The sequence below is a fragment of the Nocardiopsis algeriensis genome (assembly GCF_014203695.1).
Lineage (GTDB): Bacteria > Actinomycetota > Actinomycetes > Streptosporangiales > Streptosporangiaceae > Nocardiopsis > Nocardiopsis algeriensis.
Window position 1 is genome coordinate 407,393 of sequence record NZ_JACHJO010000002.1, and the last position, 13,424, is coordinate 420,816.

At 72.1% G+C, this 13,424-nt stretch carries 16 protein-coding genes; 12 read left to right on the top strand and 4 right to left on the bottom strand.

Translation table 11 applies throughout. The features are described 5' to 3' along the window. Nucleotides 1–28: 28 nt before the first annotated feature. The gene (locus tag FHS13_RS04100) at nucleotides 29–1,066 is read left to right on the top strand and encodes a site-2 protease family protein (RefSeq protein ID WP_184287657.1); all 1,038 of its coding nucleotides are present in this window, start codon (nucleotides 29–31) and stop codon (nucleotides 1,064–1,066) included. A 215-nt stretch (nucleotides 1,067–1,281) separates the two neighbouring features. Here FHS13_RS04100 and FHS13_RS04105 read toward each other — a convergent pair whose 3' ends face one another. Together FHS13_RS04105 and mshB are read right to left on the bottom strand one after the other, a co-directional pair. After that, nucleotides 1,282–1,731 (bottom strand): hypothetical protein, encoded by a 450-nt coding sequence (locus tag FHS13_RS04105; protein ID WP_343064890.1) that lies wholly within the window; start codon nucleotides 1,729–1,731, stop codon nucleotides 1,282–1,284. Further along, entirely contained in the window at nucleotides 1,728–2,594 is an 867-nt protein-coding gene (gene mshB / locus FHS13_RS04110; RefSeq protein WP_184287659.1) for an N-acetyl-1-D-myo-inositol-2-amino-2-deoxy-alpha-D-glucopyranoside deacetylase, read from the bottom strand. The genes FHS13_RS04105 and mshB overlap by 4 nt, the downstream gene beginning before the upstream one ends. Before the next feature lie 95 nt (nucleotides 2,595–2,689). Between mshB and FHS13_RS04115 the strand changes: the two genes are divergently transcribed. Together FHS13_RS04115 and FHS13_RS04120 are read left to right on the top strand one after the other, a co-directional pair. Continuing rightward, nucleotides 2,690–4,867 (top strand): S9 family peptidase, encoded by a 2,178-nt coding sequence (locus FHS13_RS04115; RefSeq protein ID WP_184287662.1) that lies wholly within the window; start codon nucleotides 2,690–2,692, stop codon nucleotides 4,865–4,867. An 85-nt stretch (nucleotides 4,868–4,952) separates the two neighbouring features. Beyond that, nucleotides 4,953–5,327, top strand: coding sequence for a DUF3054 domain-containing protein (locus tag FHS13_RS04120; protein ID WP_184287665.1), 375 nt, complete (start codon nucleotides 4,953–4,955; stop codon nucleotides 5,325–5,327). Nucleotides 5,328–5,348: 21 nt separating this feature from the next. On the opposite strand, the gene FHS13_RS04125 is transcribed toward FHS13_RS04120, so the two are convergent. Next, a complete protein-coding gene (locus FHS13_RS04125) occupies nucleotides 5,349–6,710 on the bottom strand; it encodes an RNA polymerase sigma factor (protein WP_343064891.1) in 1,362 nt (453 codons plus the stop codon). A 400-nt stretch (nucleotides 6,711–7,110) separates the two neighbouring features. Here FHS13_RS04125 and FHS13_RS04130 point away from each other — a divergent pair, with 400 nt between their 5' ends. Both FHS13_RS04130 and FHS13_RS04135 read left to right on the top strand, forming a co-directional pair. Then, nucleotides 7,111–7,578, top strand: a complete 468-nt coding sequence (locus FHS13_RS04130; protein ID WP_184287671.1) for a prevent-host-death protein — start codon at nucleotides 7,111–7,113, stop codon at nucleotides 7,576–7,578. A 2-nt stretch (nucleotides 7,579–7,580) separates the two neighbouring features. Further along, nucleotides 7,581–7,928, top strand: a complete 348-nt coding sequence (locus FHS13_RS04135; RefSeq protein ID WP_184287674.1) for a hypothetical protein — start codon at nucleotides 7,581–7,583, stop codon at nucleotides 7,926–7,928. A gap of 286 nt (nucleotides 7,929–8,214) precedes the next feature. Here FHS13_RS04135 and FHS13_RS04140 read toward each other — a convergent pair whose 3' ends face one another. Beyond that, nucleotides 8,215–8,646, bottom strand: a complete 432-nt coding sequence (locus FHS13_RS04140) for a YciI family protein (RefSeq protein ID WP_184287677.1) — start codon at nucleotides 8,644–8,646, stop codon at nucleotides 8,215–8,217. Nucleotides 8,647–8,818: 172 nt separating this feature from the next. On the opposite strand from FHS13_RS04140, the gene FHS13_RS04145 reads away from it, so the two are divergent. From FHS13_RS04145 to FHS13_RS04175, 7 genes are all read left to right on the top strand, one after another. Then, entirely contained in the window at nucleotides 8,819–9,508 is a 690-nt protein-coding gene (locus FHS13_RS04145) for a TrmH family RNA methyltransferase (RefSeq protein ID WP_184287680.1), read from the top strand. A gap of 41 nt (nucleotides 9,509–9,549) precedes the next feature. Beyond that, nucleotides 9,550–10,185, top strand: coding sequence for a GNAT family N-acetyltransferase (locus FHS13_RS04150; protein ID WP_184287682.1), 636 nt, complete (start codon nucleotides 9,550–9,552; stop codon nucleotides 10,183–10,185). A gap of 95 nt (nucleotides 10,186–10,280) precedes the next feature. Next, the gene (locus FHS13_RS04155) at nucleotides 10,281–10,907 is read left to right on the top strand and encodes a GNAT family N-acetyltransferase (protein ID WP_184287685.1); all 627 of its coding nucleotides are present in this window, start codon (nucleotides 10,281–10,283) and stop codon (nucleotides 10,905–10,907) included. A 126-nt stretch (nucleotides 10,908–11,033) separates the two neighbouring features. After that, nucleotides 11,034–11,453 (top strand): hypothetical protein, encoded by a 420-nt coding sequence (locus FHS13_RS04160; RefSeq protein ID WP_343064892.1) that lies wholly within the window; start codon nucleotides 11,034–11,036, stop codon nucleotides 11,451–11,453. Continuing rightward, nucleotides 11,450–12,679 carry a divalent metal cation transporter gene (locus FHS13_RS04165; protein WP_184287691.1) on the top strand — a complete coding sequence of 410 codons (1,230 nt, stop codon included), beginning with the start codon at nucleotides 11,450–11,452 and terminating at the stop codon, nucleotides 12,677–12,679. The genes FHS13_RS04160 and FHS13_RS04165 overlap by 4 nt, the downstream gene beginning before the upstream one ends. Further along, nucleotides 12,679–13,053, top strand: coding sequence for a hypothetical protein (locus FHS13_RS04170; RefSeq protein ID WP_246404394.1), 375 nt, complete (start codon nucleotides 12,679–12,681; stop codon nucleotides 13,051–13,053). Before FHS13_RS04165 ends, FHS13_RS04170 begins: the two co-directional genes overlap by 1 nt. Continuing rightward, a complete protein-coding gene (locus tag FHS13_RS04175) occupies nucleotides 13,050–13,409 on the top strand; it encodes a PRC-barrel domain-containing protein (protein ID WP_184287697.1) in 360 nt (119 codons plus the stop codon). Before FHS13_RS04170 ends, FHS13_RS04175 begins: the two co-directional genes overlap by 4 nt. The last annotated feature ends 15 nt before the right edge of the window (nucleotides 13,410–13,424 follow it).

Sequence of the window (13,424 nt, forward strand, 5' to 3'; positions counted from 1 at the left end):
GACGACCCGCGCGAACAGCAGGAGCACCATGCCCACGCCCGAACCGCCGGAGAAGGCGGAGACCACCGGTACGCCCGTCACCCCGGAGGGCGGGAAGGTAGCAGACGACCCGTGGGAGCGCATGCCCGAGGACGCCCTCAACCGCCCCGGGGCCGCCGGTGCCGGGGAGGACCGGGAGGACGAGGGCGCCTCCCCCGCCGCCGGGAGTCCCGACGGCGGCGGAGAGGCCGACGGCGGGGAGACCGGCGGCGGGGAGGCGGCCAGGGCCGAGAGCTGGGCGGACTTCCTGCCCAGCCCGGTGTTCGTGCTCCTCCTCGGCCTGACCGGGTTCGCCGGATGGCTCTCGTGGCAGGCCGTGGAACTGGACTGGGCCGCCGAGGACACGAGCGTCACCCCGCTGATCCCGCCGCTCATGATCCTGCTGGGCTGGATCGTCTCGTGCGCCGTCCACGAGTTCGCGCACGCCCTCGCCGCCCACCTGGCGGGGGACCGGTCGCTGCGCGGCAGCGCCTACCTGCGCCTCAACCCCTTCGCCTACCAGCACGCCTTCGCCGGCCTGGTGCTTCCGGTGCTCTACCTCGGCTTCGGCGCCTTCGGCATGAACGGCCCGGCCGCCCAGGTGTCCTGGGACAGGATCGGCCCCGGCCGGCGGGTGCTGGTGGCGCTGGCCGGTCCGCTGGCCAACCTGGTGTTGTTCGCCGCACTGGCCGGCACGGTCTCGTTCCTGGTCCCCGCGGGCCAGGACACCACCAACTGGGCAATCGCCGCGATGGCGTTCCTGGCCTTCGCCAACCTGACCTCGGCCCTGGTCAACCTGCTGCCGGTGCCGGGTCTGGACGGCTTCGAGGTCCTGGCCGCGGCGGTGGGCGACCGGCCCTGGGTGCGTGCCGCCCGGGCGAACGCGCTGTTCGGTTCGGTACTGGTGTTCGCCGTCCTGTGGTTCCCCTCCGTCCACGACAAGCTCGTGGAGCTCGTGTACGCGCTGTTCCACGCGGTGCTGCCCAACCCGGCCTTCCAGGGCTTCGCCTTCCTCGGCGAACTGCTCCTACAGTTCTGGAACGCCTGACCGGCCGCACGCCGCGGCGGCGGCCCCCGCCGCCTGCCCACGCGCGGGGCCCGGGTGCCGCGCGGACGGAGGATCCCGGTCCTCCGTCCGTGCGGTATCCGGCCGTCCCGAGGCGCTCCGGGGGGAATTCCCAGGCCCTGCTTTTTGGATGCTCTCGCCGTATCGGCGGAGCCGATCCTCCGGCCGTGCAGCCCGAGATGATCCGAAAACAGGGCTCAGGGCGTGAAGGAGGGGACGGGGTTCGGGATGCTGCGGACGACCGCGAGCGCGAGCACCGCCATCGAGCCGAAGAGGTACCCGTAGTGGACGGGATGGCCCTGGAGCACGACGTCTCCGCCCGGCACGTAGGCGCTCAGCGCCATGGTCACCACGACGAACCCGCCGGCGAAGCACGCCGCGCCGAGAACGCTGCGGCTGCCCCAGCCGCACAGGCGGCAGGCCGCGTAGAACACCGCCAGGAGGGCGACCAGACCGGCTGCCCCGAGCACCTGGGCGGTGATCCCCGCCTCCCAGTAGCGGGTGAGCCAGCCGGCGGCGGGCGCCGCCACCAGGCCGGTCGCGGCGCCGAGGGCGAGGAGTACGACGGCGGTCGCCGCGGACAGCAGTCCGGAGAGCACGCCGCCCTGCGCTGCGGGTGGGCGGCCGTCGCCGCCGGAGGCCGTCACAGCCCCTCGAAGAGGTCGGTCTCGTACCCGCCCCGCGGGATGTGCGCGGAGGGCCCGGCGAGCAGGGTGAAGTACTCGACGGCGTCGATCTCCTGGGCGATGTCGTTCGACAGCGCGAACCGCTCGCCGTCCACGGTGATCTGCGTGGCGTGGGCGCGCATGGCCAGGACCTTGGCGGCCCAGTGGTCGTCGGCGTCGATGCGGGTGGTCACGATCTCGTCGGGGGTACCCAGGGCGATGTCGGAGACCTCGCGGGGCGGGGTGAAGGGGCCCGCCTCCTCGTTCAGCCGGGCGACGGACTCCTCGAGGCGCGACACCGGCTGGGCGATCGCGTAGATCTTGCGGACCTGCCAGGGTGTACCGGGAACACTCCGGTCTCCCGCCCTGGTGCAGGCCAGACGGGTGACCCGGTGGGCCTGGACGTGGTCGGGATGGCCGTAGCCCCCGTGTTCGTCGTAGGTCACCACGACATGGGGGCGGAACTCCCGGATGGTCTCGGCGAGCAGGGCCGCCGCCTCGTGGGGGTCCGCGCCCCAGAACGCCTTCGGGTGGTCGTTGGAGGGGGCGCCCATCATGCCCGAGTCCCGGTAGTGTCCGGGGCCCCCGAGGAAGCGGTGGTCGCGCACGCCCAGGGCGACACAGGCCTTGTCGAGCTCGCCGATCCGGTACTCGCCCAGGGTGTCGTCCCGGTCCGCCGCCAGGTGCGCGAGGTCCTCGGGGATGACCTCGCCCTCCTCCCCCAGGGTGCAGGTCACGAGGGCGACCCCGGCCCCCTCGGCCGCGTACTTGGCCAGTGTGGCCCCGGTGACGATGCTCTCGTCGTCCGGGTGCGCGTGCACCATCATCAGTCGCCTGTCGCTCACACAGCGAAGAATACCGGCCGGACACGCTCCGGCCTCCCGGCACACCCGTCCGCCGGGGCTGGGCACGCGTCCGCGATGTGGGACACAATCGGCCCATGAGTTTTCCTCGCCAGCAGGCACGTACCCAGCGGTTCACCATCGGAGTGCCCAGATCGTTCGAGATCTCGCCGGACGGCCGGCGCATCGCCTTCCTGAGAGGCCGGGACGGGGTGGACACGGCCACCTGCCTGTGGGTGTACGACGCCGACGACGGCACCGAGAGGGTGGTCGCCGACCCGCGCGCCCTGGGTGCCGACGACGAGAACCTCCCGCCGGAGGAGCGGGCGCGCCGCGAGCGGCTGCGCGAGAGCGGCGGAGGCATCGTGGCCTACACGGTCGACCGCGACTTCACCCGGGCGGTGTTCGCCCTGTCGGGGCGGCTGTTCTGCGTCGACCTCGCCGACGGGGGCGCCGACCCCCGAGAACTGCCCGCCACCGCGCCCGTGGTCGACCCCAGGATCGACGCCGGGGGTCGGCGGATCGCCTACGTCAGCGGGGGCGCCCTGCGTGTCATCGGTGCCGACGGCCGGGGCGACCGCGTCCTGGCCTCCCCGGACGCGGAGAACGTCACCTGGGGTCTGGCCGATTTCGTCGCCGCCGAGGAGATGGGGCGCTACCGGGGCTTCTGGTGGGCGCCGGACGGGTCCGCGGTACTGGCCGCCCGGGTCGACGAGTCGCCCGTGGCCCGCTGGTACGTGGACGATCCGGCCGCCCCCGAGCAGGAGCCGACGGCGATGCGCTATCCGGCCGCGGGCACCGACAACCCGGAGGTACGGCTGGCGGTGCTCTCCGCGGACGGGAGCGATCCGGATCCGGTCTGGGTCGAGTGGGACCGGGAGGAGCTGCCCTACCTCGCGACGGCGGGCTGGAAGGCCGGGCCCGAGGGGGCGGCGTCGGTGGTGTTCACCGCGCAGAGCCGCGACCAGAGGACGCTGACCCTCTTCAAGGCCGACCCGGCCACCGGTCGCGGCGAGGCGGTGCGCACCGAGCGCGACGGCGTGTGGGTGGAGCTCATGCCGGGCGTGCCCTCCTGGACCGCCTCGGGCGAACTGGTGTGGATCGGCCGCGAGAACGGTGCGGGGGAGCGCCGCGTGTACGTGGGGGACACACCGGTCAGCCCGCCCGGCGTGTACGTCCGCGGCGTGGTCGACGTCGACGGCGACCGCGTCCTGTACTCGGCTTCGCCCGAGGACGGCCCGGCCGACGTGTCGCTGTGGCTGGCCACCCGGGACGGGGAGCGCTCCGGCCCGGTGGAGGTGCCGGGCCACGGCTGCTCCAAGGGCACCGACTCCGGGGCGCACAGCGGCCTGCGCTCGGGCCGCCTGCGCGGCGACACCCTGGTGGTGCAGCACCGGTCGACGGACTTCCCCGGCGTGCGCACCCTGGTGATGCGGGACGGCGAATCGGGCGTGCACAGCGAGTACGGCACGATCGAGAGCCTGGCCGAGTCCCCCGACCTGCCCGAGCTGAGGGTGGAGACCTGGCGCGCGGGCGAGCGGCGGATCCCGTGCGCGCTGGTCCTGCCCTCCTGGTACCGCGGCGACGGGCAGAGGCTCCCCGTGCTGATGGCTCCCTACGGCGGGCCGCACGCCCAGCGGGTGCTCAACACGCGCGGCGCGTTCCTGAGCGCCCAGTGGTACGCCGAGCAGGGGTTCGCGGTGCTCATCGCGGACGGCCGGGGCACCCCGGGCATCGGCGTGGAGTGGGAGCAGGCCGTCCACCTCGACCTGGCCACGGCGGTGCTGGAGGACCAGGTGGCGGCGCTGGAGGACGCGGCCCACCGGTTCGGCTTCCTCGACACCTCGCGGGTGGGCATCCACGGCTGGTCCTTCGGCGGCTACCTGGCGGCGCTGGCGGTGCTGCGCCGGCCCGATGTGTTCCACGCCGCGGTCGCGGGCGCCCCGGTGATCGACTGGCGGCTCTACGACACCCACTACACCGAGCGCTACCTGGGCACCCCGCAGGAGCAGCCGGAGGCCTACGAGCGCAGCTCCCTGCTGGCCGACGCCGCCAAGCTGGAGCGCCCGCTGATGATGATCCACGGCCTGTCGGACGACAACGTGGTGTTCGCGCACACGCAGCGGATGTCCTCGGCCCTGCTCGCGGCGGGGCGCCGCCACACGGTGCTGCCGCTGTCGGGCGTGACCCATTCGCCCTCGGACCCGACGGTGTCGGAGAACCTGCTGCTGCTCCAGGTCGAGTTCCTCAAGAACAGCCTCCGCGTCGAGGCCTGAGGGGCCCGCCCCCGCCGCTTCCGGCCCCTGCCGGAAGCAGCGGGGGCGGCGCGGGCCTCCGGAAGAGCGGCCGTAGCCTGGGACTATGCGTTCGTATGCGGTGCCGCTCGCCCTGCTGGCCGACCTCGTGTGTGTCCTCTCCTTCGTCGTGATCGGCAAGGTCGACCACGACACCGGTACGGCCGTCCCGGCCGTGGCGGCGACGGCATGGCCGTTCCTGGCCGGTGCGCTCCTCGGCTGGGTGGTCACGCTGGCGTGGCGTTCGCCCACCCGGGTGTGGCCGACCGGCGTGTTCGTGTGGGCGGTGACCGTGAGCGGGGGAATGGTGCTGCGCCTGTTCACCGGCGAGGGAGCGCCGCTGTCGTTCGCCGTCGTCACCTCGCTGTTCCTCGCCGCCACCATGCTGGGCTGGCGCCTGGTCGCCCTTCTCGGCGCGCGGAGGAGCCGGCGCACGGCCTGACGCCTCCGAGGGCGTGGAAGGTCACCCCGAACGCGGGGAAGGCCGCGCGCGATCCGGTGCACCGAGATCGGCGGAGGCGCGGGGGCCGGGGACTCCGGCCTCGGACTTCTCGGGCACGGCCGCCGCCGAGCAGGAGCGGGCGCGGGAGAGCAGGTGGGTGCGTTCGCGTTCGTTGCGGGTGAGACGGGCGGCACGCTCGAACTCGGCGCGGGCCTCGGCGGGCCGCTCCAGCCGCAGGAGGAGGTCCCCGCGAACGGCGGGGAGCAGGTGGTAGCCCTCCATCCCGGGCGCGTCGGCCAGGGCGTCCACGAGGGGCAGCGCCGCATCCGGCCCGTGGGCCATCGACACCGCCACGGCCCGGTTCAGCTCCACCACCGGCGACCCGGTGACCCGGACGAGGGCCAGGTACAGGGCTGCGACGACCGTCCAGTCGGTGTCCTCGTGGACGGCGGCGCGGGCGTGCTCGGCCGCGATGGCGGCCTGGAGTGCGTAGGGGCCGCGCGGCTGCGCGGGGTCCGGCGGCAGCGACCGCACGAGCGCCGCCATGCCGCGGGTGATGAGGAGGCGGTCCCAGCGGGACCGGTCCTGGACGGCCAGCGGCACGATCCCGCCGTCCGGGCCGACGCGGGCGCGCAGGCGTGAGGCGTGCAGCTCCATGAGGGCCAGGAGGCCGTGTACCTCGCGCTCCTCGGGCAGCAGACCGGCGAGCACCCGGCCCAGCCGCATGGCCTCCTCGCACAGCTCGGGGCGGACCAGGTCCTGTCCCGACGTGGCGGCGTAGCCCTCGTTGAAGACCAGGTAGACGACCTCCAGCACCGAGAAGAGGCGGGCGTCGCGGTCCTGTCCTGCGGGCACCTCGAACGGGACGCGCTTGCGGGCCAGGGTCCTCTTGGCGCGCACGATGCGCTGGGCGACGGTGGCCTCGGGCACCAGGAAGGCGCGGGCGATCTCGTCGGTGGCCAGTCCGCCCAGCAGCCGCAGGGTGAGCGCGACCCGGGCCTCCGTCGACAGCACCGGGTGGCAGCACACGAACATGAGCCGCAGGAGGTCGTCGCCGTAGTCCTCCTCCAGGACGGCGTCGAATTCCGCCTGCCCGTCGTGTTCGGCGATCTCGCGGCCGAGTTCGGCCATGCGCTCCTGGAAGCGCCCGTCGCGCCGCCAGCGGTCGAGGATCCGGCGCTTGGCGACGGTGGTCAGCCAGGCGGCCGGACGGTCGGGCACCCCTTCCGTCGGCCATTTCTCCAGCGCGCTGACCAGGGCGTCCTGTGCGAATTCCTCGGCCAGGCCGACGTCGCCGACCATCCTGGTGAGCGCGGCGACGAGGCGGGCCGACTCGATGCGCCAGACCGCCTCCACCGCGCGTGTCGTCTCTTTGTGGTCCACACCACCCATCCAAGCGCCGCGGCCCGCGCCGCCGCAAGCAGGCACTGCGGCCGCAGGCCGACCCCTGAGGGCGGTGGTCGGCGTCGACCTCGGCCTGGGTGACCCAATCGGCGGTGCGGGCGATCGCTCCGTCTCGTGCGGCCGGGTTCTGGCGGGCTCGTACGGCCGTGCGGGTGGCGCGTTCGCGCAGCTCATCGGGACATTCCCTCGGTGCCGGCATGACTCTCGTCCTTCCCAGGTTTGAGAGCCTCCATCAGACCCGGCACGAAACACACGAAGGGCCCCCTGTGCTGAGGGCGGATCCAACTGGTCATCGCCTCATCAGGCGTCTCCTCATCCAGAACCGATACCGTTCAGCCACCCACTGGAATTCCGAACACGTTCCGAATACGATGGATTCATGACCATCGCAGCCAACCTCCCCGTCGCCACGCGACGCTCCTCGGACCTGAGTAAGCACTCGGCCGAGGTCTTCGCCGAGGCCGAGAACCACCCCGTCACGGTGACCCGCCGCGACGGCGAGGCGCTGGTCCTGATGTCCCAGCGCGAGGCCGAGGGCCGTGCCCGTCTGCTGAACTTCGCCGCGCAGCTGATCACGGTCACGCTCGACGACAGCGGCACGCTCGCCGAGCGCATGGCGAAGTCGTTCCCGTGGATGCTGGCACTGTCGCCTGCGGACCGCGAGACCTGTGCGCAGGACCTCGTCGACGCTGCGCGCGCCTCGTTCTCCACCGGCCAGCCGCATCTGGCGATCGCTGAGCTGACGTCCTGGAAGGAGACGGCCGCTGCGGTTGCGGCGGGTCTGGGGAACGCTGATCTCGAGTGGTTGGACGGCGACGATGCCGCCGAGGCCGTGGAGCGTCCCTGACCGTGGCTGCCAAGAAGGGTGAGCTGGTACCCCGCCCCCCGAAGAAGGTCGAGTACGAGATCCGCTTCGCCACCGCCGACGCGAAGAAGGGCTGGCGCGACCTGGTGGCGACGATCCGCAACCCGATGACGGAGACGTGGGACTTCCTCACCCGCACACCCTTGGTGACGACTCGGACGAATTATCGGCTGAAGGGCGAGCTCGGCACGATCCAGCGCGGCGGGACGGCCCACGAGCGCTGGCAACACAAGCCGACGGCGAAAGGCACCGCGCGCATCTGGTACTTCGTCGACGGACGGACCGTCTATCTGGAGCAGGTGCACACGAGCCACCCGAACGAGACCAAGTAGCGGACGTCGGGATGGTCAGGGTGCCGTCTCGTCTCGCACTCGACGGCATCGGTGGAGTCGATACCGGCGATGAGCTCTTCCCCGCTGTGGGTGTCGGCGCGCATGCGTAACAGGACCATGTCGGCGACAGAGCGGTGACCGGCCCGCTTCTCGCCTTTGCTGGGGACGTCGGGCACGAGCGGGGCGAGCAGGGCCCACCCGGCATCGGTGAGTTCACGACAGCCGGGCACGTTCACCAAGCCTGCCGGAGCAGGCCCTGCTCCGCTCTCACTTCCACGAACAATGCCTAGTGGGCGTACCCCTCCCTCCTCAGCTCCCGCTCGCGCTCCTTGAGGTGCTCGGGCATCTCGTCGCCGAAGTCGTCGGTGCCGAGGATGCGCCGCAGCACCAGGTTCATCCCGGTGTCGTCGCCCTCCGACGGGTGCGGGCAGCGCTTGGCCCACTCGATCGCCTCCTCGTGCGAGGAGACCTGAAGGACCCAGTACCCGGCGATGAACTCCTTGGCCTCGGCGAAGGGGCCGTCGGTGACGGTGGCCCGGCCGTTGCGGAAGGAGACCCGGGTGGCCTCGGAGGAAGGGGCCAGGCCGTCCCCGGCGAGCAGGACGCCGGCCTTGATCATCGCCTCGTTGTAGGCGGCCATCGCCTCGAAGACCTCGGGCGTGGGCTCGGCGGCCTTCTCGGACTGCGGGTCGGACATGATCGTCATCATGTAACGCATGGTGTTCACCTTCCGTGCGGCGGGGGTTCCTCTCCCCCGCTCTCGTCCACACGTCGAACGGGAACCCGCCGGATCGACACCTCCGGAGAAATTTTTTTCCGCCGTCCGGGAGAGCCCGGCCGAGCGGTGCGCACGGGGACATCCACCGGCGGAGGATCCCTAAGCTGAAGAGGTGAACGAGAGACCCCAGACCACGGACGAAGTGCGTGAGGTCGGAGTCGGCCCCTGGCCCGGCCCCTGGCCCGAGGGAGAGCACTACGACCCCCAGCTCCTGGCCGAGGGCGACCGGCGCAACGTCGTGGACCGCTACCGGTACTGGAGGCGCGAGGCGATCGTGGCCGACCTGGACGCGGTCCGCCATCCGTTCCACGTGGCGGTGGAGAACTGGAGCCACGACTTCAACATCGGCTCGGTCGTACGCACCGCGAACGCCTTCGGCTGCGCCGCCGTGCACATCGTGGGGCGGCGTCGCTGGAACCGCCGGGGTGCCATGGTGACCGACCGCTACCAGCACGTGCACCACCACCCGGACACCGACGCCCTCGTGGCGTGGGCGGCGGAGCGCGACCTTCCTCTCATCGGCATCGACAACCTGCCCGGTGCCGTCCCCCTGGAGACCTACCCGCTGCCGCGCGAGGCCGTGTTGGTGTTCGGCCAGGAGGGACCGGGACTGTCGGAGGAGGTGCGCGAGGTGTCCCGCGCCGTGCTGTCGATCGCCCAGTTCGGGTCCACCCGCTCGATCAACGCCGGCGCCGCCGCGGCGATCGCCATGCACGCCTGGGTGCGGGCCCACGTGTTCGGCCAGGAGGTCCGGAACTCAGTCGGACCCGCGGCGCCGCCGCCTTTCGTGACACACCTGTGATCTAACATGGGGGCGAGAACCCCCTACCGGAAAGCAGAGAGATGACTCCGATCCTCACGAAGGCCGACCGGCCCGCCGCCCTCGACGACGTCCCCTCGATCGTGCGTGTCATGGGCGGGGCCCTGTACGACACGCCCTTCTTCCGGTGGCTCTTCCCCGACGACGCGACGCGTGTGGCCAGGACGCGCCGGTTCTTCGCGCTGACCGCCGGGTTCGGTTACGTCCCCTTCGGGGACACCCGCGTCGCCGAGGCCGCCGAGGAGCCGGACGGGCCCCCTTCGGTGCGCGGTGCCGCCCTGTGGGCAGCCGCCGGGCACACCCCCGAGAGCAGGCTGGTGTCGCTGCGGACGTGGCCGCACTGGGCGGAGCTGATCGGCCGCGACCGGAGGGGCGCCTTCCTCCGCGTCTTCGCCGAGTGGAAGATGGCCGAGCCGCAGGAGCCCCACCTGTACCTGGCCGCCCTCGGGGTGGATCCGGCCTTCAGCGGGAACGGGATCGCGAAGGGCCTTCTCACCGCCGGCCTGGAGCGGGCCGACGCGGAGGGCCTGCCGGTGTTCACCCAGGTCCTCGACCCCAAGTCCGTCGGCCTCTACGAGGCCTTCGGCTTCCGGGTGGTGCGGGAGTCCGCGTCCATGGACGGCGTCACCAGCCACTCCCTCCTGCGCGACCGCCGGTGAGAGGCGGCACTTGCACGAAACACCCCGTATGGGGAGTGCCCGCCGTCTAGCATGGGCGGTGCCCCAGCATCTGTGACGAGGGAAGAGACACAGCTTTGACCCCGACGGCAACCGCGGCCCAGGGTGTTCGCACGGCGAGCGCCGGCGACGTGCCCTCCATCGCGCGCGTCCTGGGTCGCGCCTTCTACGACGATCCCCTCTTCATCTGGCTGTTCCCCGACGACAGCCGGCGGATGGCGCAGGCCACGCGGGCGTGCGCCCTGCTCGCCGGGTTCGCCTACGTTCCCGGCGGCCACGCGACCGTGGCCGTGTCCGAGGACGTTGTCCGGGGAGCCGCCCTGTGGGCGTCTCCCGGAAGCGCTCCCGAGGGTCTGGCGGCGGGTATGCGCGCGCTGCCGCACTGGCTGCAACTGCTGGGACCGGCGAAACTGCTGCGCTTCGCCCGCTACATGAACCGGCTCACGGCGGCCACCCCGTCGGAGCCGCACTGGTATCTGACCTACCTCGCGGCGGATCCGGCCACGCCCCACCGCGGCCTGGGCGGACGCCTGATCCGCTGGGGGATCGCGCAGGCGGAGGCGGACGGGGTACCGCTGTACCTGGAGACGATGAATCCGCACAACATCGGCTATTACGAACGCTTCGACTTCCACGTGGTCAACACGGTCACCGCGCCCGGGGCCCCGACCTCCTACGGTCTGATGCGCTCGCCGATGCACTGACCCCGGAAGCGGCACAACACGCCCCACGCGAAGAGTTACGGGCCTTCGACGCAGGGTTACCGTTCTGTCATGGGTTCCCCTTCGCCGCGACCTGCGCGACTCCGTTCTCGGCGCGTCCTGACCGCGGTGGTTGCCCTCGTGCTCTGCGCCACGGGCTGCACCGCCCCCGCGCTCACCGAAGGGGCCTACCGCAGCGACGCCCTCCAGTCGGCGACGGAACTGCTCTCCGCCGTGCGCACGGGTGTCCTGGCCGCCGAGCTGGCCGAGGACGGCAAGGCGTTCACCCCCTACCTCGATGTCACGGCCACCGACGCGGAGGACACCGCCCGGTCCGTCTCCGACACCTTCGGCACGCTCCAGCCTCCCTCCCCGGGCCTCGACGGGCTGCGCCGACGCATCACCGCCCTGGGGGACGACGCGGTCGGGGGGCTGTCGGACCTGCGCGTGGCCGTGCGCCGCGGTGACCGGGCGGGCACACAGGAGGCGGCCCGTGCGCTACGCGACACGGCGCGGGGACTCGCCGACGTCGAGGAATCCCTGCGGTGAAGTGGCTCAAGGCCTTCACCCTCGGCATGCTCACCGCCATCGGCGGCTTCCTCGACATCGGCGACCTGGTGTCCGGTTCCATAGCCGGAGCCCGCTTCGGGATGTCCCTGGCCTGGGTGATCGTCCTCGGTGTCGTCGGCCTGATGGTGTTCACCGAGATGTCGGCCCGGGTGACCGCCGTCAGCGGCCGGGCCACTTTCGACCTGGTCCGCGAGCGCCTGGGGGCCCGGGCCGGGCTGGCCAATCTGCTGGCCTCCTACCTCATCACCCTGCTGACCCTGTCCGCCCAGATAGGCGGTATCGCCCTGACACTCGAACTGGCGAGCGGCCTGCACCACCTGTTGTGGGTGCCGGTGGCAGCGGTGCTGATCTGGATCGTGCTGTGGAAGCTGCCGTTCGAGCGCATGGAGACCTCCTACGGCCTGCTCGGGACGGCTCTGATCGTGTTCGCCGTCGCCCTGTGGCTGCTGGGCCCCGACTGGGGCGCCCTGGCCGCCGACGCGGTCTCCTTCTCCCCTCCTCCGGACGAGGGGTGGGCCGCCTGGACGTACTACGGGGTGGCGCTCTTCGGCTCGGCGATGACGCCCTACACCGTGCTCTTCTTCTCCTCCGGCGGGGTCGAGGAGAAGTGGACGGTCGGGGATCTGGCCACGGCGCGGGTCAACGTCTTCTTCGGGCTCCCGCTGGGCAGTCTGCTGTCGCTGGCCGTCATGGCCTGCGCAGCGGTCCACCTGGCCCCCGCCGACGTCCGGGTCACCGACCTGAGCCAGGTGGCGCTCCCGGTGATCTCCGCCCTGGGTGAGCTGGGGCTGGTCGTGGTCCTGGTGGGTTTCCTCGCCGCCACCTTCGGGGCTTCTCTGGAGGCGGCACTGGCCGCCGGCTACAGCGTGTCCCAGTACTTCGGCTGGCCGTGGGGCAAGTCGCTGCCGCCCCGCCGGGCCGCGGCCTTCCAGACCGTCCTGCTGCTGAGCATCGTGGCCGGCGCCCTGTTCATGCTCACCGGGGTCGACCCGATCATGGTCACCGAGTACAGCCTCGTGCTCTCGGCGGCCGCCCTGCCGCTGACCTACCTGCCGATCTTCGTCGTGGCCAACGACCGCGAGTACCTCGGTGAGCGCACCAACTCGTGGCTGACCAACCTGCTGGGGTCGGTGTACCTGGTGATTCTTCTGGTGGTGTCGGTGGCTGCCATTCCACTCATGCTCTTCACGAAAGCGGGGCAATGATGCCCGACGTCGTCCTCCGGCTCGGCTTCACCGTGCTGGACCGCCAGATCGTCGACCGCGAGGGGAACAACACCGGCAAGGTCGACGACGTCGAGTTCACGTGGGACGGGAAGCGGGCCCCGGTCATGACCGCGCTGCTCACCGACACCGCGGCCCTGGGCCCGCGACTCAGCGGCCGCCTGGGCCGGTTCTGGCGCACGGTCATGCAGCGGATGCGTCCGACCTCCGACGAACCCGTCCGCGTACCCGTGGAGGACGTCGAGGAGTTCAGTCCCAGCACCCGGCTGCGCACCGCCGCGCCGGAGAACGCCGTCATCGTCGAGGACTGGCTGCGCGAGCACGTCATCGGCAGGATTCCGGGGAGCGGCTCGTGAGGACCTTCACCACCAGCGACCTGATCGGCAGGAGGGCGGTCGACAGCGACGGCGATCCCGTGGGTACCGTGCAGGACGTCGTCGTGGGCCGCGTGAACGGCCGCTACGAGCTGCTGGGCCTGGTGATGGGCCGCTCCGCCCTGGCCGGCCGCCTGGGCTACAGCGGCAGGGAGGGCTCACTGGAACCGCCCTTCCCGTGGCGGCCGCTGCTGCGCTGGATGCGCGGTCACGAGCGGTACGTGGAGTGGGCCGACGTCCTCGGTCTCGACGGCCCGGAGATCGTTCTCCGCGTGGGGTCGGCGACCCTGCCCGGCAGCCGCCGCGGACACAGCGGCGACGAGCCGGGACGGGGCTGACGCCGTACAGGCCCG